Here is a 17,695-nt window from a genome sequence, read left to right as displayed (position 1 = left end):
AGCTGAGGTGTGGAGCGAAATCCTCGTCAACGCCTTCACCCACGAAGGCGTTGATCCGCTGGCGCCAGACATTCTGGACCGGCCGCGCCGGTCATGGTGGCAGCAGGTTGCCCGGCCCGGCCTGCCGTGGTGGGCGCTGGAAAAGCTGCCGCAGGGTGGGGCGGCAGCCTTCGTCGGGCTCACCACCCGCAGGTCTGACTACCAGGTGCGTGCGGTCGGGACTCCTGCTTCTTCCACCTACGTGGGCCGGAGATGCTGCTGGCGGGACCGCTCGACAGAGCGGACCTGTTCTCGCGTTTCCCCACCCTCGTCAGCACTCGTCCCGGTGCGTCGGCGACCGCCGACGCCATCTGGGACGGAGAGCGACTGGATCGATGACTATTTCGACGAACCCGATGCGCTCGGCGTCGCCCGGCGACGCATCCGCGAAGCGGTCGCCGCGCTGCGCAAAGCGGGCGTGGCACACGGCGACCTCCAGCACGGCAACATCCTGGTGGGATCTGACCACCAAGTACGGTTCGTCGATTACGACGGGATGTTCTTGCCAGCGCTTCGCGAACTCGGCGCATCCGAGCGCGGCCATCGCAACTACCAACACCCAGATCGGGCGGACCACTACGACGAGTCCATCGATCTGTTCGCGACTTTCGTGATCGATCTGTCGCTTGAGGCCCTCCAGTACGAGCCGGGCCTTTGGGACAAGTTCCACACCGGTGAGAATCCGCTCTTCAGCGCAGCTGATTTAGTCAGGCCAGAGGAGTCCGAGGTTTTCGCCGGCCTCGCCGAGATCGGCCCACTCGCGGACCGGTTGCAGCGGCTCAGGGTAGCCTGCACGGTCGATTTCGCCGCAGTGCCGGAAACCTTGCGAGGAACGGGAAACGCACGCGGAAATGGCCGGACGCCGTGCAGCCACTACCACCTTCCGCGGCCGGTTCCGGCTGCCGAGCGCGAGACGCTGCTCGCATGCCAGGGCGACGAAGTCACCACATTCGGGCAAGTTACCGATACGCGCGTATGGCAGACCGCGTACGGCAAGATGGCCTTCATAAACCTCGGTGACTGGCGACGAGGAGACTTCGCGATCATCGCCTTCGATCGCACCTGCGTGGAACTCTGCCAGGAGTACGACGCGGATCTGACCGGGCTGAGGGGGCGGTGGGTGTCGATCACTGGTTTGGTCACCGCGTATCGAGGCAAGCGTCCATATTGGACCCCTCAGATCGAACTGAGCCGGCTGCGGGCACTTCGCATGCTGAATGCGCAACAGGTCAAGGAGTTCGAAGAGGCCGCCGACGGCGACCTCCCCGATGAACCCGAGCAGGTGTGCGAGCCTCCCAAAGCACAACGCTCGTGGAGAGATGTTTCCGAACCGCCGCAGACGCGGTCGGCACCAGCCTCGACTTCTGCCGTGCCGCTGCACGGCAGGCCGGCCGTATCCGCTAGCGGCGCGGCCGACCTGCAGCAGCGTCTCGGCAAGCTGTATTCCTCCCCTGGGTTCGCCGCACAGGGTCTCTCCGCGTGGAGAGAAAGATTCAACAGGATCGGCAACTCGGTCGCCGGTTGGCGAGCTCTCCAACCGGCCACTCGAGCCGCCTCCGCCAACGCAATCTTCAACGGCTCGCCCCCCGTTGGTGCCAGGACCAGTTCCGCCGCAGCATCGGGTCTACCGGCTACCGCCTGAGCCGGTCTCACCACCGCCACCACCGAACCCGCCGCCATACCTCCAGTCACCCCACCGCTACTAAACGACGCTCGCACACGGACTGGTCGCAGGCTTCGTCGACGACGCCGGCGCACCAGTGCCGCGCGTCGGGGCCAGGCCATCCGCGGCGTCGGCCTGATGCACGGCTACTTCCGCGATCCGGAGGCCACCGATCGCGCCTTCCGCGCAGGCTGGTTCCGCACCGGCGACCTGGCCCGGATGGACGACGACGGCCGCGTCTACTACTCGGGACGCACCAAGGACATGATCCGCCGCAGCGGCGAGAACATCGTCGCGTCCACTTCGGGCGTTTGTTCGGATTTGCCCACTGCCGTCCCGGCTCGGCCGCCCGGCGTACATTTGTTTGAGTGCGCGCCGGGCTGCCCACGCACGAACACGACAGAACGTTTCCGTCCTGGCCGGTCCGGGACCGCGGCACCGAGAAGGTTGATCGGGTGGTTGTCCCCACGGCTCGTCTGCAGCGCGCTGAGCGGCAGGGCCGCAGCAAGGCCAGAGGCCGATCGTTCGGCGCGGTCTGGCTGCGCATGCTCGCGGTCGTCGCCGCCGGGTTCGCGCTCTACGCCGGATCTCCCCCGCGCGACCTCTGGTGGATCGCGCCGATCGCGTTCGCGGTGTTCGTGGCGGTGCTGCGCGGCCGCAAGGCCCGCGCCGGGTTCGGCTACGGCCTGCTGTTCGGTTCGGCGTACCTGCTGCCACTGCTGGGCTGGCTGCAGGACTTCCTGGGGGCCGACTTCGGTCCGTGGCCGTGGCTTGGGGTGGCCGCCGTCCAAGCGCTGTTCGTCGCGCTCGGCGGGGCCGGGATGGCGCGCGTCAGCCGACTGCAGGGTGCCCCGGTGTGGATGGCGGCGGTGTTCGTCGCCGCCGAGGCGCTGCGCTCCGCCGTGCCCTTCGGCGGATTCCCGTGGGGCAGGCTGGCGTTTACCCAGGACACGGGCCTGTTCCTGCCGCTGGCGGCGCTCGGCGGCACCGCCCTGGTGTCATTCTCCGTCGCGGTGGTCGGCGGCGGCCTGGCCGAACTGGCCCGCCGCGCGCGCACCCCGCGCCGCTGGGCCGCCCCAATAGCCGCGGTCCTCGTGCCGCTGGTGGCCGGCCTGGCAATGCTGCCGTTCATCGGCACCGATCCCAACGCCGGCACCGCCCGGGTCGCGATCGTGCAGGGCAATGCGCCCAACCTCGGGCTGGGCCTGCTCTACGAGGACAACGTGCTGCACGCCAACCACATCGCCGCCGCGCAGCAGCTCGCCGACGACGTGAAAGCGGGCCGGGTACCGCAACCGGACTTCGTCGTGCTGCCCGAGCAGGTCGGCAGTTGGGGCCCCAGCCGGACCGATCCGGACCTGTCCGGCATCGCCGCCCAGCTCGGCGTCCCGCTGGTGGTCGGCGGTCTCGGCGAGGACGCCGACGGCCAGCTGCACAACCAGATCATCCGGTGGGATCCGGCATCGGGCGCGGGCGACCGCTACATCAAGCAACACCTGGTGCCCTTCGCCGAGACGATCCCGATGCGGCCGGTGGCTAGACTGGTCAGCCCGTTCGTGGACCGCTTCCGCCAGGACATGGTGCCCGGCGACGAGCCCGGTGTCCTCGACGTCGGAGCCGTCCAACTGGGCGTCGGGATCTGCTACGACGTCGCCTACGACGACGTGTTCACCGGCGCCGCCCAGCAGGGCGCGACGCTGCTCGCGGTGCCGACCAACAACGCCTGGTACGGCCACTCCGAGATGAGCTACCAGCAGCTGGCGATGTCGCGCCTGCGCGCCGTGGAGCACGGGCGGGCGGTCCTGGTGGCGGCCACCAGCGGGGTCAGCGCAGTCGTCCAACCGGATGGCACCGTGACCCAGCAGACCGAGCTGTTCACCGCGCAGAACCTCGTCGCCGACGTGCCGCTGCGCTCGACGCAGACGCTCGCCACCGAGCTGGGAAGCGCTCCGATGTGGACACTGGTCGTGCTGGGCGTCGGCGCGGTGGTGCTGTCCTGGTGGCGGCCCCGGCGCGAAGCGGACGTCTGAACCCGAACAAACGAATGCGCAGCCGGCCGATCGGACCGGCTAGGAGGACATGGATGGCGAACCGGCAATCCCCCGGAGCCGGTGCCGACTCGGCGCTGGTGGTGATCCCCACCTACAACGAGCGGGACAACCTGGAACCGATCGTGCGACGGCTGCTGACCGCGCTACCCATGGCGCACGTGCTGGTCGTCGACGACGGCAGCCCGGACGGCACCGGTGACGTCGCCGACGAGCTCGGCGTCGAGGATGAGCGGGTGCACGTGATGCACCGGACCGAGAAGGCCGGGCTCGGCGCCGCGTACGTGGCGGGTTTCGACTGGGCGCTGGCGCGGCACTACGACGCGGTCATCGAGATGGACGCCGACGGCTCGCACTCTCCCGAGGACCTGCCCCGGTTGATCGGCATGCTCGGCCCGGATGGCACCGGCGCAGACGTCGTGCTGGGGTCGCGCTACGTGCCCGGCGGGCGGACGGTGAACTGGCCCTGGTACCGGGAGCTGCTGTCCCGCGGCGCCAACGTGTACTCCAAGCTGGCGCTCGGCGTGTCGATCAACGACATCACGTCCGGTTACCGCGTGTACCGGCGGGAGGTCCTGGAGACGCTGCAGTTGCACAACGTCGCTTCGCAGGGTTACTGCTTCCAGGTTGACCTGGCGTGGCGCGCGGTGGAGGCCGGGTTCGTGGTCGTCGAGGTGCCGATCACGTTCGTGGAACGCGAGATCGGCAGCTCGAAGATGGACGCCGAGGTCGTGCGCGAGGCCCTGGTCCGCGTGACGAAGTGGGGCCTGCGCCGCCGGGGCAACCAAGCGGCGAACCTCCTGCGCGGCTTGAAGCGCTGAACACGGCGAAGCGCCAGGGACTCAGCGTCCCAGGCGCTTCGTCGAACGCTCTTGCTCAGACGGGCTGCCCGCGCCGCTCCCGCAGCAGGTCGAGGCGCTCGTTGAGCAACTCCTCGAGTTCCGGGATGGTGCGCCGCTCCAGCAGCATGTCCCAGTGGGTGCGCGGCGGCTTGGCCTTCTTCTGCTCCGGCTCGTTGCCGTCGATGATCTTCGACTCGGCGCCGTGCAGGCGACACTCCCAGGTCGGCGGCACTTCGGCGTCGTCGGAGAACGGCACCTCGAACTCGTGGCTCTTGGGGCAGGCGTAGCGCACCGTCCGGCGCGGTGCGAGGTCGTGGTTACGGTCGGTCTCGTAGCTCACGGCTCCGAGCCGGCTGCCACGCAGAACGCGGTCGGCCATGACGGTTCCTTTCACTTCGGCCCGGGACCGAGCCCGGGCGATTGTGCTCACCGTGTGCAACGACGGGGGACCCGCCGTATGTTCCCGGTGTGGTGGTTCTGGTTGCCGTCGGTGACGTTGTTCACCCATCAACGACAGCTTGTCTACCTAGAGATGCAGCCGGTCTGCGTTCGTGACGCGTTATCCCACTCGCAATCTATAGGTGCGGTCGAACGGGTGATAGTGCCAGATGTTGAGTCACTATGGCCAAGCCAGGTCTCGGGAAAGTAGCGATAGTGGGACGTAGATCACGACACGATCGGGCGCGGTAGGACGAAAATCGGTAACTGAATGTAGCACCATTTGGTTCTCTCTTGTAACAACGCTGCGTACCGGCATATTCCGATCACACGGACAACCCCGGCAGCGCCTGTCACCAGCATGGAGCAACGCGGCCGCCTTGGCGAGGCGGCCGCAGATCGTCACGCGCCGCGCACGCAGCGTCGCCGCAAACCGACTCAGAGGACCTTCGGCGCGGGGTTGCCGACCGCCTCGATCGCCCGCCGCACCGGCACCAGCGAGACCAGTACCAACCCGACCGCGAAGAACACCACCAACGAGATGATGGCCAGCCGGAACGACCCCGTCGCCTGCCCGACCCCGGCGAACACCAGCGGGCCCAGCCACGAGGTGGACCGCTCCCCCACCTCGTACAACGAGAAGTACTCGGCCTCCCGGCCGGGCGGCACCATCTGGCTGAACAGCGACCGCGACAGCGCGTTGGTGCCGCCGAGCACCAGACCGATGCCCACCGCCAGGCCGTAGAACTGCATGTCCTGCCCGGCCTGCACGAAGTACGCGGCGACGAGCACCACCAGCCAGGTGGCGAGGCTGATCAGGATCGTCTTCTTCGCGCCGATGCGCCGTGCCACCACCCCGTGCAGCATCCCGCCAACGAAGGCGATGAACTGCACGATCAGCAACGTGATGATCAACGAATCCTGCGGTAGCTTGAGCTCCAGGCTGCCGTACTGCGCCGAAACCTGGGTGACCGTGGAGATGCCGTCGGTGTAGATCCAGTACGCGCCGAGGAACGCCAGCGTCAGCGGGAAGTGCTTCGCCTCCCGGAACGTCGTGACCAGCTGCTTGAAGCCGGCGGTGACGGCGGACGCGCCACGCTCGGTCTTCTCCGGGTTCCGGTGCTGCCGCAGGGCCGCCAGCGGCAGCAGCGTGAACACCGCCCACCAGACGCCCGAGGACAAGAAGATCAGCCGCACCGCGGCTTCCGTGCTCAGGCCAACCGAGTCGTGCCCGAGGTAGATCACCAGGTGCATGGCCAGGGCGGCACCGCTGCCCAGGTAGCCGATGGCCCAGCCGCGGGTCGAGACATCGTCCCGCTCGTCGACGTCGGCGATCTCCGGCAGAAACGAGTAGTAGACCACCACCGACGCGCCGAAGCAGATGTTGGCGATGATGAACAGCACCACGCCGAGCTGCCAGTTCTGCCCGCCGACCAGCGCCAGCAACGCCGTCATCGCAGCGCCGCCGAAGGCGAAGATCGCCAGCATCAGCCGCTTGCTCTGGGTGCGGTCCGCGATCGCGCCAGTGATCGGCAGCACCACCACCTGCACGACAGTGGCCACCGACAGCAGGTAGCCCCACAGCGAGCCGGCCGGGAACACCAGCCCGAACGCCGAGATGTCGCATTGCACCAGCGCGTTGTCCTGGGGACAAGCGTTCGGGCCGTTGCGCGCCACGTCGGCCTTGGCGGCCTCCGTCGCCACCGAGGTCAGGTAGAGCGAGAGGAAGACCGTTGTCACCGATGTCGGGAACACCGAGTTGGCCCAGTCGTACCAACACCAACCCCGCTGTTCCCGGCGCCGCCTCCGCGCGGCGTCGGGCGCCAGGTCGCTGTCCATCACGCTCATCCGTTCGGTCCTCCGGCCAAGATCACTCGATTGGGGGGTTAACCGGACCTTACTGGCTCAAGGAATGCGGTGGAGGTCCGTGCGGGGACAATGCGTAGTTCTGCTCATCCACCGATTTCCGGCTGCGGCTCGCCGGACCGCTCTCGCAACACCTCCTGCAGCACGTCCGGCCGATCGGTGACCAGCCCGTCCACGCCGAGATCCAGCAATTCCCGCATCTCCGCGGCGTCGTCGACGGTCCACACGTGGACCTCGATCCCCCAGCGATGAGCCTGGCGCACGAAGCGGGAGTCGATCAAGTGCAGCGGCCCGAATTCTCGCGGAACCTGGGCCGCGCCACCGGCGACCGACGACCGCAGCGGCCAGCCGCCCCACCGCGAGCCCAGCCACAGAAACCCGGCCGACCGCCGCCCCGTCGAGGTCATCAGCCGCGGCCCGACGGCCCGGCGCAGCTCGGCCAACCGGTGCTCGGCGAACGACGCCAGGCACACCCGGTCCCAGGCGTTGTGCGCGCGCAGCGTCCGCAGCACGGGTCCTATCGCCGAGTCCGCCTTGATGTCGATGTTGAAGAACGTCTCCGGCAGCTCCTCCAGCGCGGCGTCCAGGCTGCACACGGGTTCCCGACCGCCGATCAACGCCGATCCGACCACGGACCAGGGCAACCGCTCGATGGCGCCACGACCGTCCGTGGTGCGGTCCAGCGTCGCGTCGTGGTTCACCACCACGACCCCGTCGGCGGTCGCGTGGACATCCGTCTCGATGTAGCGGTAGCCCTCGTCAGCGGCGCGGCGGAACGCGGCCAGCGAGTTCTCCAGATCGTGCAGTTCCCCCAGGTGCCAACCGCGGTGGGCGAACGCGCGGGGCCGGGGGCCGAGGAGGAAAGGATGCGTCACGCGAGCAACTCTGCCTGATCGGCGTGCCTTCACCGCGCAGGCGGGGCCCTTGGCTAACGTGATCGATCGTGGAAACCTCCGTCCCACCGCCCCGCCGCCAACGCCAAACCCGGCACTGCGCCTGGTGCGGACGTCGCGTTCCGGAATCGGGCCGGCAGGGACGTCCCCGCCTGTACTGCGCGCAGTCCTGCCGCCAACGCGCCTACGAACGCCGCACCGCAGTCCAGCGCGGCGGCCTCCCAGAGGACGCGGTGGTGCTCTCAGCGGCCGAACTGGCAGACTTGCAGGACCGGCTGTTCCAGCTGCGCTGCGCGGCCGAGGACGTAGTCACCGCGGTCGAGGACGCCGCCGACCAGGCCGAACTGCGCAAGCTCGCCACCCAGGTCGTCGCCGTGGCCGAGGAGCTCGAACGGCTGCGGTGAGGACGAACGGAGCATTGTGCCCACCGGTCTGGGTGACCAGGATGGGTTGGTCCCCAGCCGTGGCAAGGAATCGACGGTGCCCGCACGTCCCGTAGTCCGCGGCCTGCGCCGCGCCGACCTGATCAGCCAGGACCCGATAGCTTCGGCAGTCTTCTACCGGGCCCTGCTCGACTGGACCCCGGCACCGACCGGCGCCGGCTTCGACTGCTGGGTGGGCAACCGGCGCTGCGCCGCGATGCGCACTCCCCGCGGCGGCGAACGACCCGGCTGGCGGCTGGTGTTCGCCGGAATGACCCAAGACGGCTCGCTTACCGGTCCTGATGACGCGGTCGCGCTGGTCGTCAAGGGGCGGGCCCAGCACGGCCCCTGGGCGCCGGGCCCGCGCCCCGGCGAGCCCTGCTGGGTCGAGCTGAGCACGCAAGCGCTGGAACGCGCTGACACGTTCTGGGCCGACATCCTGGGCTGGTCGGTGCTCGCCGACCAGTACCTCGTCGGCGAGCGACCGCTGGCATCCCGCACGACGCGCCAACCGGCCGGCTGGGGTTGGCTGTGCTACTTCGCGGTCAAAGATGTCGAAGCGATCAGCTCCCGCGCGCCGAAGCTGGGCGGCAAGACCATCGACCGCAGCGATCACCCCGTACTGGGCACCACAGCCGTGGTAGCCGACCCGACCGGTGCGGCAATCGGCCTGGCAGCCGTCGACACTTGGGGCTGAAGAGGGTTTCGCTCCGCAGACCCACCCACCACGGCTGGGGTTATCGCTCCGAGAGGCGTTCCCGATAACCACTGCTGGGGTTATCGCTCCGGGGGGTCGTCCCCGATCAGAACACTAACCGCCGGAGAGCTCGCCAAGCACCTGCAACGTCCGGTTCGCGCGCACCGACAACCGCTGTTCGCGAGCGGTCACGTCGATGTAGGTCTGGCTGGAATTGATCGAGGAGTGCCCGAGCAGCTTGGCGATCTCGGCGGCACTTGCCCCGTCCTCAGCAAGCCGCGTCGCGAAGGTGTGCCGCAAGGCGTGCACCATCGCACCCGGCTGCACCCGATCGGAAACGCCCGCAGCCCGCAAAGACTGCCGCACGAGATACTGCAGGCCGCCCCGCCGCAGCGCATCACCGTGGTGATCGACGAACAACGGCTCGCCACCGGGCAGCCGCTCACCGAACCGCGTCCGCCTTGACTGCAGGTAGCTCTGGATCAACGCGTCCAGGGTGTCCTCGATCGGGATGGACCGGTTCTTGCCGCCCTTGCCGTGCACGTGCAGCCGCCGATCCCCAGGCCGCCCCGCCAACGACGCGATGGTGAGCTCCAACAGCTCGGCCGACCGCACCCCGGTGCACAACAACGTGGCGAGCACGGCCAGGTCGCGCTCCGGCCACGGATTCCGCGTACGACGCGCCCCGGCGGCCACCGTGCGCAGCAGCCGCTCGGGCGTGTCCTCGCCCTGCAACGGCTTCGGCGTCGAGGGGGCATTGCGCGGCTTCGGCACCACCTGCATCGGGTTGCCGGACACCGCGCCCTCGACCACGAGGAACCCGAAGAAACCGTTCCAGGTCGACCAGGCGCGGGTCACCGACGAAGCCGACCGCGAAACGGCGAACCGCGCGAACGCCGACCGCAGCACCGAAGCCGTGACCCGGTCCACGGCCAACCGGTCGGCGCCGGTGCCGGTGAGCTCGACCAGCTGACCAGCCACCGACTCCAGGTCGCGGCGATAAGCGCGCAGCGAGTTCGCCGCGAGCTTCCTGGCCTGCAGGTGCTCCAGGTAGACCTCGATCAAGCGCGCCACGTCCACGCCACACCTCCCCGGTGATCATGATCAACTCGGGTAGATGAAACCAGACGGCACCGACAATCAGCTGTTGCGGATGAACCGGTCGAGCACGCGGGTCCCGAACTTCAGCGACTCCACCGGCACCCGCTCGTCAACGCCGTGGAATAAAGCGGCGAAATCGAGGTCCGCGGGCAGCTTCAACGGCGCGAAGCCGTAGCAGTTCATGCCCAGCCGGCTGAACGACTTCGCGTCGGTCCCACCGGACATCATGTAAGGCAGCGCCTTCGCACCCGGATCCTCGGCGAGCAGCGCAGCGGTCATCGCATCGACGATGCGCCCCTCGAACTTGGTCTCCACCGGCGGCAACCCGACCCACTCCCGCTCCACGTCCGGCCCGAGGAGCTCGGCCAGCTCACGGTCGAAGGCCTCCTCCCGACCGGGCAGGATCCGGCAGTCCACGGCGGCCTCGGCGACCGACGGGATCACGTTGTGCTTGTACCCGGCGGTGAGCATCGTCGGGTTCGCGGTGTCGCGCAGCGTGGCGCCAACAATCCGCGACAGGTTCCCGAGCTTGGCCACAGCGCCCTCGATGTCGTTCTCCGGGAAGTCCCAACCGGTGATCTCGGTCACGCCGTCGAGGAACTCGCGTACCGAGTCGGTCAAAACCAGGGGGAAGCGGTGGTTGCCAAGCTTGGCCACAGCCTCGGAGAGCTTGGTCACAGCGTTGTCGTCGTGCACCATCGAGCCGTGTCCGGCGCGAGCCCGCACCCGCAGCTTCAACCAGCGAATACCCTTCTCGGCGGACTGGATCAGATAGGCGCGCACGCCGTCCTTGAGCGTCACCGAGAAGCCGCCGACCTCGCTGATCGCCTCAGTGCAGCCCTCGAACAGCTCCGGCCGATGATCGACCAGCCACTGCGCCCCGTGGAAGCTGCCGGCCTCCTCGTCGGCCAAGAAAGCGAAGACGACATCCCGCGGCGGAGTGATGTCATCGCGCTTGAGCCGCCGCGCGACTGCGAGGCTCATGGCCAGCATGTCCTTCATGTCGACGGCGCCCCGACCCCACACATAGTCGTCCTGCACAGCCCCGGAGAAGGGATGAACGGACCACTCGGCAGGATCCGCGGGCACGACGTCGAGGTGCCCGTGCACCAGCAGCCCACCCCGCGTCGCGTCGGCCCCTGGCAACCGGGCGACGACATTGCCCCGCCCGGGATGATCCCCGGACTCGACGTAGGTGACGTCGTAGCCGACCTCGCTGAGCTTGGCGGCCACGAACTCGGCGGCGGCCCGCTCCCCCACTAGTGTCTCGGGGTCGCCCGTGTTGGTGGTGTCGATGCGGATCAGGTCGCTGGCCAAACCGACGACCTCGTCCTCGGCCCGCAGCAACCCAGCGTCGTGATCAGTGCCGGAGATACCCTCGTTATGTGCGCTCACCAGGCATTTCTATCACCCGACCAGCAAAGAGGGGGGTGCCGTTCAAGCATGTTTGACCATGGGCTAGTCTATCTACACAACACAGCGGGACGGCCCAAAAGGAAAGAGGGGCCGAACCGAAGATGTCCGAGTGGCGGAATGGCAGACGCGCTAGCTTGAGGTGCTAGTGCCCTACTAATGGGCGTGGGGGTTCAAGTCCCCCCTCGGACACAAAAACGTGGCATCCCTGCTACATCTGACGTGCCAGTGCTCGAAGGCACTCCAACACGCTGATTCAGCGTTCTCATGGCTACCCCACCGCGTGTGGCGGGGGTGGTCGATGTGACCGGTCCCGTGATCAAGCCGGTGGTTCCCTCTACGACACCTGTCCGACAGGACAGTGCGTCGGCGGTAGGGCATCCCCGGAGCATCGGCACCCGTCGAGCGCTTCCCCTTCCCGTCGTCCCGGCACCCCGCGAGCGGGTCGTGGTGTATGGGCTGGCGGCTGTCGATGGCCGGGGCCGGGTCGCCGATCAGGCCGTGCTCCGCGCGCTCAGCTGGGCCCCAGACACACGACTGGCGTTCCGCGAAACCGACCACCTCCTGATCATCCGCCGTGATGCCCATGGCGTGTTCAAGATCACTAAGCAGGGACATCTGCGGCTTCCCGCGCCGATCCGGCATTGCTGCGGCCTACTGCCCGGCGACCGTGTCCTGCTCACCGCCGAGCCCGCCCGCGGCCTCCTCGTCGTCCACCCGCCCGCTGTGCTGGACGACATGATCGCCCACTGTCACGCCACGCGGCTGGACGGTGATCTCCGATGACGACACCCCAACACCAGCTCTCGGGCGCTAATCAGGCCGATCTGGACGCCGCACGGTTGCTCCTGGCCCGCCTGGGCGTGTCGGCCGAGGACCTTCTCTCCACTCCCGCGAACCGGGCGCCGGTGCCCACGTTCGCCGAATACATCCCGATCGTCTCGGCCGCGGTCACCGACGGCACCCGCCGTGTCTACAGCTCCTACTGGAACCGAATCGAGAACCACTGGGGCCACCGCCGCCTCGACGAGCCCACCCCGTCGGAGATCAAGCAACTCGTCGAACACATCAAGACCCACGTCGTCGCCCGCCGCAACGCCCGCAGCGGACGCAGCGCCGGCGAGCACCTCATAGCCGCCCTGCGCTGCCTCTACCGACACGCCGAAGACGACGAACTCATCACCCCGGCCGACAACCCCGCCAGCAAGGTCGCCAAACCCCGTCGACTGCCCTCTACCCGGAGAGCCGTCGCCGACACCCGCCTGGCCGAGATCAACCACATTGCTGCCAGCACCGGCAACGACCCGGCACTCGACACCCTCATCCTCCGGCTACACACCGAAACAGCCTGCCGCCGCGGCGGCGCACTCGCCCTACGACCCCAAGACCTCGACCCCACCCAATGCCTCATCCTCCTGAGAGAAAAAGGCGAAACCCACCGCTGGCAGCCCATCTCCCCCACCCTTATGACCCACCTCCAGCACCACGCCGAACAACGCGGGGCCCCGCGCACTGGGCAACTGCTGCGCTACACCAACGGCAGGCCGATCACCACCCGCCGCTACGACCACCTCTGGAACCGCATCGGCACCCGCCTGCCCTGGGTCGCCACCCAACAGATCTCCACCCACTGGCTCCGCCACACCACTCTCACCTGGGTCGAACGCAACTACGGCTACGCCGTAACCCGCGCCTACGCCGGACACACCGACAGCGCAAGCGACGGCACAACCACCACCTACACCCGCGCCACCATCCAGGAGATCGCAGCCGCACTCGCAGCCCTCACCGGCGAACCCCACCCACTCGCCTGACGACCAAGGGCCAGCACACCGCAAAGAATTCGATCAAAACTGAAAATATCGTTTGAATTGACATGTGGGACCGGACGCTCTGACGAACAGCGCGCGGCCCGCCCTGTCAAACCTGACAAGAGTCTTCCTTCACGAGCCCGAGGCAGGCCCGCATCACCCCCACGACCCCTTGACCCCTTGACCCCTTGAGTAGTCCACAAAAGACAGTCACGTGCGAAAACGTAGAAACCGCAGCACAAACCGGTGCAGTCCAATGCTGTTCAGTGCAGTACGACGCTGTTCAGGCCAACACGATCCTCCCGTTTTCCAACCTCGACCGGGTGGCCGTTTCCACCAGCTCCCGGGAGGAGGCGAAGGGACTCGTGAGGGAAGCACTAGTCTGGACATCTGAGCAGAGAAGACTGGTGAGTGCTGACGCCACCGGTCCCCGACCGTTGAACGTCGCTGCGGCGTCCGAATGGCAGACCACGATCGAGGCGTCCACGTCGATCACAAGTCGGTTCCGGGGAGGACAGATGACCGGAGAATTGGTCACCCGGGGGGCCGACCTCTGGAAGCAGCTCGTCGAGCGAGGCGATCTCCGAGAGGAGGACCAGGACCGAGAGCTCGTCACTGAGCTGGTGCAGCGGCTAAGGCTGCCCACGGACATCCCCATTCGCGAGGCCCTGGTGGACGTCTCAACCGAACGATTGGTCCGCGAGTTCTTCGCCGTCGCAGAGCCGTTCGCCGCCATGTGGGCAGATCTCCTGGCACTGTTCGAGCGAGCTACGGCGATCACCGGCGCGGACCAGCTCGACATCAGCTTCGACTTTTCCGGCGAGGACCCGAAGCTGACCTTCGACCTGCAGCACTTCCGGCGCACCGTTGAGATCGTCCGTGAGCTGATGTCGCCGTTCGATCTTCACCGGACGGATCAGGCCGGGCTCTGGAATATGGTACGGGCGTTCGGCCCGAACCGCCCCGAGAACAACCGTTCGTCTCGGTGGCCGCAGGTCACCGCGGAGGTACTGCGCGAGGGGCCGTTCCCGGAGGAGCTCCCGGAGCGCCCCAGTTCCGACGAGCCTCGGCTGGACGCACTTCTCGAGGAGACCTGGCAGCTCACGGCCACGGTGCTGCACGACGCCCGCACGGTCTTCGGCCGACGTGCGGCCATCTACGGGGACCGTGACCCGCTGCCTGCGGTGCCGAGCGGGTTTCCCGGGAACGATCTCCGCGTGGTCATCAGTGACTACTGGTTCTCCTCCCTGCTGCAGGCGATGGCCCGCGCCATGGACGCCAACGTCGGACCGGAACTTGCGGATGTCCTCGAGGAGGCGCTGGCGCCGCTGCGCAACGCCGACCCCGGTCGCCGCAGCGCCCAGCGTCGTCTGGAGGAGCTGCTGTCCCTGCCTCTGTGGAAGCACCGATATGACCTTTACTCCAACTGGGTGACCACTCGGCTGGTCGCGGCGCTCGAGGACGCGGGACCGGTGATTCACTCGGCCCGGGGCCGGATCGAGTTCCTGTTCAGCGGCACCCACCTGGCTACCTTCGACAAGCTCCGTCCGCGCGCTCACCTCTGGTGCGAGTACCGGACCCCGCTCGCCGATCCTGTCGGAAAGCGCAAGGGGAACATCCAGCCCGACATCGCGCTGCGGCAGGACCCGATCACGGCGGACCTGGTTCCTCTCGTCGTCGAGTGCAAGCAGTACGCCAAATCCGACAGCAGGTCCTTCGCCGCTGCGTTGACCGACTACGCGCACGGGCATCCCGCGGCGCGCGTCGTCCTCGTGAACTATGGGCCCGGAAGGGAGAAGACGATCGTCGACAAGGTGGCTGGCGACGTCCAGGATCGGACGGCTTTCATCCCCTTCTTCCGGCCGGGGAGCCCCGCCGCGCTGGACCTCTTCTGCAGAGAGGTCCGCACTGCAGTAGGTCTGCCCACGTTGAGGGATGACCTGGCCGAAACCGAACGCGATGGCGCGGGCACAGTCACCCTCACATGGAGTTCCGCGCCGAGCGACCTCGACCTCCATTTGCTGATCGGCAACCCGCCGCGCTGGACCGTCGACTACCGAGACTTCGGCAGCCTGGACGCCGAGCCTTTCGCGCAACTGGAGGGCGACATCCGATCGCCGGGCGGTGGAGAGGTGGTCCGCATCGGCAAGTGGTTGGCGACCGAGTACTTGGTAGAGGTCGTCAACTACTCCCGCGAGGGCGTGCTGGCCAATGCCGTGCCCACTGTGGAGGTCACTGTGGATGGGCGACTGCACCGGTTCACCTGTCCGCAGGACGTGCCGCTCGACCGATGGCGGGTCTGTCGAATCGACGGCCGCACCGGTGAGGTCACTGGCCCCTGACGTCCAGTGGAATGGGGAACGCTCGTGGGTAAGAACGTCGTGATGTGCCTGGATGGGACGAACAACAAGATCCGGGCGGCGGGAAACACTAATGTCGTACGGCTCTTCGACCTCCTCTACTCAACCTGATCGGTACCCTATTACGAGCCCGGTGCCGGGACGTTCAGCTCGCCTGCTGCCTGGTCTCCGGTCGCACGCAGCGTGTTCCGGCTGGCCGGCTGACTATCCCCGTGAGGTGCTCCACTGCACGCCAGCGGCCTCGCATCGATCGATGAACCGCACCGTCTCACGAACTTCTGCTAGAAGCAGCTGAAGGTTCAGCAGCTGTGCCTGGTGAAGCGATAGGCCCGCACCTGCATTAACCATTGCGTCATGGTGGCGCTGCTTGTCTGCATCAAGGTGCCAGATACTTCCGTAACCCCCAAGATCAACAAGGTCTTCCGATGTGACCGGCCCCGCGCTCTGATCACGTCCCGGCCGACCGACCAACGCGCTTCGACCTCGGCCGCACCTCTGGTGGATAGGGCAGGTGGGAAGTGTTCCCAGTTCGCGTGCCCAGTCGGTCACCCGGACCAGCGGTGCCGGTGAGGTCAACCGGTTGGAGACCAGTGCTTCGATCACATGCCCGTGGGTCAGATGGGCAAGATCACGTATCGGGCACGCCCGGTCGATAATGTCGGCCAGGTCCAGACGGCGACAGTAATCAGCGATCATGGGCAACGCGCCCAACTGCTTCTCGATGCTCGCCGCGACGTACCGGGCCCGTCGCCGTTCACGTTGATCCACGACCGAACACCCTGGCAGAGCCCTTGATCGGGAAGACACAGGCCCGGCCGATCAACTCACCTCTGCCCATGTGCGGAGGACGGGGGCTAGCGGCTGGCTAGTTTGTGGGTGTACATGTCGAGGTCGGCGGTGTGTAGCAGTTCAGAGGCTGGTGTGGTGGCGTTGCGGGTGGTGGCGAGTCCGACGCTGGCGCTGAGCTTGACTTCGTGGCCGGCTATGATGATGCCGCTTTCCAAGCGTTGTGACACGTCGTCGCGGAATGTTTCGGCCTCGTGGAGGTTTGGCTTCCGCGTGAGCACGACGAACTCATCGCCGCCGAGACGGGCCACCGTGTCACCGGGCCGGACGGCTTTCAGCAGCTGATCTGCTGCAGTGATGAGGAACTGATCTCCGACGGCGTGGCCGTAGCTGTCGTTGATCGGTTTGAGCCCGTTGAGGTCAGCCAGCAGGACGGTGAGGACGCCGCCGCATTGGGGGAGCGCGGCGAGCTCTTGGTCGAGTCGGTCCATGAGCAGTGCGCGGTTGGCGAGGCCGGTCAACGGATCGTGCAGGGCTATGTGTGCCATGTGGCTGTCTCGCATTACGGGGTCGCCGATGGCTTCATACTGTCCGACCAGGTAAGCCGGCTGGTCGTCGGCTCCCGGGATGACGCTCATTCGGAGGAGGATCCAGATCGGGTGTCCGACTTTGTGTCGGTAGCGCTGCTCCAGGCTGGCGGTGTCCCGTTGGCCTGCGGCCAGGTCGGTGAGAAGGTCCGTTCCGGACGTGTCGTCGGGATAGGTCAGGTCGGCGTTGCGCATGGTCAGCATTTCTTCGCGGGTGTATCCGACCATGTCGCATAACTTGTCGTTGACCTCCAGCCAGCGTCCGGTGAGGTCGAGCATGGCCATGCCGATAGGGGCGTTGGCGAAGGTTTGGTGCCAGCGCAGTTCGGCCGCGCGTCGATCGGTGATGTCCTGGTATTGCGCCAGGACAAACTGAGGTTCGCCGTCGGAGTCCCTGATGAGCGCGTTGCTGATGAGCACCCAGACCACCTCGCCGTCCGACCGCACGGCGCGCCACTCCGCGCTGAACGTGTCGCGGCCCTCCGCGATCATGTCCTGGACGAGGTCACGATCCACTGTGGGGTCATCTGGATGAGCGAAGTCTCGCGCTGGGCGGCCCAGCTGCTCCGCAAGGTCGTAACCGAGGAGATCGCATGCCGCCGGGTTGGTGTAAACGACGCATCCCTGCAGGTCGCACACCGCCACTGGGGCGGCGGCTTGGTAGAAAATCATCTGCCATGTCAACCCATGTGGCATGGCCGAGCCTGGCGTTGCCATCGCGGCAACGGT

Annotated in this window: 15 protein-coding genes, 1 tRNA gene and 1 pseudogene; 10 read left to right on the top strand and 7 right to left on the bottom strand. The window is 67.3% G+C overall.

Annotated elements, in window-relative coordinates; all coding sequences use genetic code 11:
* Positions 1-7 precede the first annotated feature (7 nt).
* The 4 genes and pseudogenes from FDZ84_RS29900 (at position 8) to FDZ84_RS29885 (ending at position 4,571) form a co-directional block, all read left to right on the top strand.
* Positions 8-1,681: a hypothetical protein gene (locus tag FDZ84_RS29900; RefSeq protein ID WP_168588592.1), complete on the top strand. Its 1,674-nt coding sequence runs from the start codon at positions 8-10 to the stop codon at positions 1,679-1,681.
* 100 nt (positions 1,682-1,781) lie between these two features.
* Positions 1,782-1,999: pseudogene (locus FDZ84_RS29895) on the top strand (acyl-CoA synthetase); the annotation flags it as partial.
* A gap of 158 nt (positions 2,000-2,157) precedes the next feature.
* Entirely contained in the window at positions 2,158-3,732 is a 1,575-nt protein-coding gene (gene lnt / locus FDZ84_RS29890; RefSeq protein ID WP_246868532.1) for an apolipoprotein N-acyltransferase, read from the top strand.
* A 53-nt stretch (positions 3,733-3,785) separates the two neighbouring features.
* Positions 3,786-4,571 (top strand): polyprenol monophosphomannose synthase, encoded by a 786-nt coding sequence (locus FDZ84_RS29885; protein ID WP_168588591.1) that lies wholly within the window; start codon positions 3,786-3,788, stop codon positions 4,569-4,571.
* Positions 4,572-4,626: 55 nt separating this feature from the next.
* Here FDZ84_RS29885 and FDZ84_RS29880 read toward each other — a convergent pair whose 3' ends face one another.
* From FDZ84_RS29880 to FDZ84_RS29870, 3 genes are all read right to left on the bottom strand, one after another.
* Entirely contained in the window at positions 4,627-4,971 is a 345-nt protein-coding gene (locus FDZ84_RS29880; protein WP_168588590.1) for an RNA polymerase-binding protein RbpA, read from the bottom strand.
* 497 nt (positions 4,972-5,468) lie between these two features.
* Entirely contained in the window at positions 5,469-6,878 is a 1,410-nt protein-coding gene (locus FDZ84_RS29875) for an MFS transporter (protein ID WP_168588589.1), read from the bottom strand.
* Between the two features lie 104 nt (positions 6,879-6,982).
* Positions 6,983-7,771, bottom strand: coding sequence for a glycerophosphodiester phosphodiesterase (locus FDZ84_RS29870; protein ID WP_168588588.1), 789 nt, complete (start codon positions 7,769-7,771; stop codon positions 6,983-6,985).
* A gap of 68 nt (positions 7,772-7,839) precedes the next feature.
* Between FDZ84_RS29870 and FDZ84_RS29865 the strand changes: the two genes are divergently transcribed.
* Positions 7,840-8,193 carry a hypothetical protein gene (locus FDZ84_RS29865; RefSeq protein WP_168588587.1) on the top strand — a complete coding sequence of 118 codons (354 nt, stop codon included), beginning with the start codon at positions 7,840-7,842 and terminating at the stop codon, positions 8,191-8,193.
* 76 nt (positions 8,194-8,269) lie between these two features.
* Entirely contained in the window at positions 8,270-8,908 is a 639-nt protein-coding gene (locus tag FDZ84_RS29860; protein WP_246868531.1) for a VOC family protein, read from the top strand.
* Positions 8,909-9,022: 114 nt separating this feature from the next.
* Here FDZ84_RS29860 and FDZ84_RS29855 read toward each other — a convergent pair whose 3' ends face one another.
* Together FDZ84_RS29855 and FDZ84_RS29850 are read right to left on the bottom strand one after the other, a co-directional pair.
* The gene (locus tag FDZ84_RS29855) at positions 9,023-9,988 is read right to left on the bottom strand and encodes a tyrosine-type recombinase/integrase (RefSeq protein WP_168588585.1); all 966 of its coding nucleotides are present in this window, start codon (positions 9,986-9,988) and stop codon (positions 9,023-9,025) included.
* Positions 9,989-10,048: 60 nt separating this feature from the next.
* Complete coding sequence (locus tag FDZ84_RS29850; RefSeq protein ID WP_168588584.1) at positions 10,049-11,404, bottom strand: M20/M25/M40 family metallo-hydrolase; 1,356 nt, start codon at positions 11,402-11,404, stop codon at positions 10,049-10,051.
* A gap of 124 nt (positions 11,405-11,528) precedes the next feature.
* On the opposite strand from FDZ84_RS29850, the gene FDZ84_RS29845 reads away from it, so the two are divergent.
* The 4 genes from FDZ84_RS29845 to FDZ84_RS29830 all read left to right on the top strand — a co-directional run bounded on the left by FDZ84_RS29845 (position 11,529) and on the right by FDZ84_RS29830 (position 15,575).
* Positions 11,529-11,614, top strand: a tRNA-Leu gene (locus FDZ84_RS29845).
* Between the two features lie 111 nt (positions 11,615-11,725).
* Positions 11,726-12,208, top strand: coding sequence for an AbrB/MazE/SpoVT family DNA-binding domain-containing protein (locus tag FDZ84_RS29840; RefSeq protein WP_246868530.1), 483 nt, complete (start codon positions 11,726-11,728; stop codon positions 12,206-12,208).
* Entirely contained in the window at positions 12,205-13,236 is a 1,032-nt protein-coding gene (locus FDZ84_RS29835; RefSeq protein ID WP_168588583.1) for a site-specific integrase, read from the top strand. Before FDZ84_RS29840 ends, FDZ84_RS29835 begins: the two co-directional genes overlap by 4 nt.
* Before the next feature lie 515 nt (positions 13,237-13,751).
* Positions 13,752-15,575: a hypothetical protein gene (locus FDZ84_RS29830; RefSeq protein ID WP_168588582.1), complete on the top strand. Its 1,824-nt coding sequence runs from the start codon at positions 13,752-13,754 to the stop codon at positions 15,573-15,575.
* A 222-nt stretch (positions 15,576-15,797) separates the two neighbouring features.
* Here FDZ84_RS29830 and FDZ84_RS39555 read toward each other — a convergent pair whose 3' ends face one another.
* Together FDZ84_RS39555 and FDZ84_RS29815 are read right to left on the bottom strand one after the other, a co-directional pair.
* Entirely contained in the window at positions 15,798-16,361 is a 564-nt protein-coding gene (locus FDZ84_RS39555) for a DUF4277 domain-containing protein (RefSeq protein WP_246868529.1), read from the bottom strand.
* Positions 16,362-16,447: 86 nt separating this feature from the next.
* Complete coding sequence (locus FDZ84_RS29815) at positions 16,448-17,638, bottom strand: sensor domain-containing diguanylate cyclase (RefSeq protein ID WP_246868528.1); 1,191 nt, start codon at positions 17,636-17,638, stop codon at positions 16,448-16,450.
* Positions 17,639-17,695 lie beyond the last annotated feature (57 nt).

It is taken from the genome of Saccharopolyspora sp. ASAGF58 (assembly GCF_012277335.1).
GTDB classification, from domain to species: domain Bacteria; phylum Actinomycetota; class Actinomycetes; order Mycobacteriales; family Pseudonocardiaceae; genus Saccharopolyspora; species Saccharopolyspora hattusasensis.
The sequence above is the reverse complement of the archived record's forward strand: the minus strand, read 5'-3'. Positions and strand labels throughout refer to the sequence as shown.

What these genes read in the sequence shown, in the direction of transcription:
- FDZ84_RS29830 (WP_168588582.1), top strand. Translation starts at nt 13,752, where the DNA reads ATGACCGGAGAATTGGTCACCCGGGGGGCCGACCTCTGGAAGCAGCTC.
- FDZ84_RS29880 (WP_168588590.1), bottom strand. Translation starts at nt 4,971, where the DNA reads ATGGCCGACCGCGTTCTGCGTGGCAGCCGGCTCGGAGCCGTGAGCTAC.
- FDZ84_RS29815 (WP_246868528.1), bottom strand. Translation starts at nt 17,638, where the DNA reads ATGATTTTCTACCAAGCCGCCGCCCCAGTGGCGGTGTGCGACCTGCAG.
- FDZ84_RS29835 (WP_168588583.1), top strand. Translation starts at nt 12,205, where the DNA reads ATGACGACACCCCAACACCAGCTCTCGGGCGCTAATCAGGCCGATCTG.
- FDZ84_RS29885 (WP_168588591.1), top strand. Translation starts at nt 3,786, where the DNA reads ATGGCGAACCGGCAATCCCCCGGAGCCGGTGCCGACTCGGCGCTGGTG.
- FDZ84_RS29875 (WP_168588589.1), bottom strand. Translation starts at nt 6,878, where the DNA reads ATGAGCGTGATGGACAGCGACCTGGCGCCCGACGCCGCGCGGAGGCGG.